Below are 1,674 nucleotides of genomic sequence, written 5' to 3'. Positions count from 1 at the left end.
CTGGATAAGATTCCCGCCTGTGAGGGTGGTGACTTGTATTTGATTAACGGTAACATGCTCCCACTTAACCGTGCGGGAGCGTTCACTGTAATTGGTAGAAATAAGTTAGGTGATTAAGATGAATTTGTGTCTTGATAAAAACAATATAACATGTTATATTAATATCGCTATAGTATAACTGTTTAGACAGTGTAGGCAACGAAGACATAACGATTATCTTAATGTTAAGCGAAAAATAGAATTTAATCTCTATGGATACTTAACTAAGATAATATCCTACACTATGAGAGTATACAACAAATTAAGAATATAGAATTCTAGGAGGTGTAATACTATGTCTAAGAAAAAAATGTATATTTCGCTAGGAACTTTACTTTTATTGGTTCTATTTGTATTTACTGGAATTTTTATTATTGGAAATAATCAAGCATCAAAGAATAGTGGGAATATAGCTCATAAATTGATGCCAGTAAACGTAGCTTATGCTGAAACGTTAGATGATATAAAGGGATCCATGAATAAGTTGATGGTGGAATTAGAAACTGAGACGAAGACTAATCCACAAGTGGCTATGCAGGCACATCCAGGAAAGTTTATTAGGAATTCTAAAAACTATCAAAGAATATTGAAACTGGGACTGAAGGCAATTAAACCTCTTTACGATGCTATTTATGATAGTAGAGATGCTGGATGCTATGAGTATATTCTAGCTATGGCTATTGAAGACATAACTGGTGAAAAGTTTGTTTACAATTCTGACTATGGTTGGAAAAATTCGTTAGAGTTTAGGATGGCTTATGACGAAAAAGTAAACAATACAAGGTTTAATGTTGAAAGAATCAGTAATAATGAAACTTTGAATGATCATGACCGAACTCAGAAATTTAAGGAATTAGGGATTTTTGCAGTTTCTGATTTAATTAAAGAGTATAGGAAAAGTGATTCCAAAGTTTCTAAACCATCGATATTAGAAGCTGTTAAGGGAATTACTAGTAAGTATAAAGAACTTGCAATAACGGAAAGAACTCCAACTGAGAGTATTCTAGATGAAACGCAATTATTTGATTCTCTAGTTTCCTTAAATGGAAGAGCATACAAGTAAGGTGGATTATCTAACTGTAAAGCTAGTTCTTTAGGTATTATATGAGTGTTATACGAACATGAAGCGACCAAGAAAATCTTGGTCGCTTCTTTATATAAGAGAGGAGGAAAAAGGGGGTTATAGGCCAAAAAGTGTGTAAAACTAAGCTGATGAGTATTCTGTGGCATAAACTAGCCTCAGCACTGTTAAAAACTCAGTCAAGTATCTTAAGAAAGTAACGGTCATATGTTACTGGTGCAGTACGTAATCTGCGTTAACAACAGATAAGCGGGGTTATATGTTACTGGTGCAGTACGTAATCTGCGTTAGTAACAGCCTTTGACGATTTATTGTTAAATACTCAGCTAATACATGCTTCGAACGCCGCTTAATATAAGAAATAGCCCACATTCGATATACTGCGAGCCTTACTGCTATAAGGGTTATGAGCTTATTTTTACACACTTTTTGTCCAGGTGGCGAATGTGCAGAAAACAGATTCGATTACCGCAAAACCCTTGTATTGCAAGGTCTAAGACATGATTTCTTACACACTTTTTGGCCTATAACCCATTATTAGATTAATAAGGAGG

The 1,674-nt window shown here is 34.3% G+C and carries 1 protein-coding gene; it reads left to right on the top strand.

The features are described 5' to 3' along the window. Positions 1 to 334 precede the first annotated feature (334 nt). Positions 335 to 1,102: a hypothetical protein gene (locus P0108_RS07060; RefSeq protein ID WP_064621841.1), complete on the top strand. Its 768-nt coding sequence runs from the start codon at positions 335 to 337 to the stop codon at positions 1,100 to 1,102. Positions 1,103 to 1,674: the final 572 nt, after the last annotated feature.

The organism is Gardnerella sp. c10Ua_244, assembly GCF_055818055.1.
The sequence above is the reverse complement of the archived record's forward strand: the minus strand, read 5'-3'. Positions and strand labels throughout refer to the sequence as shown.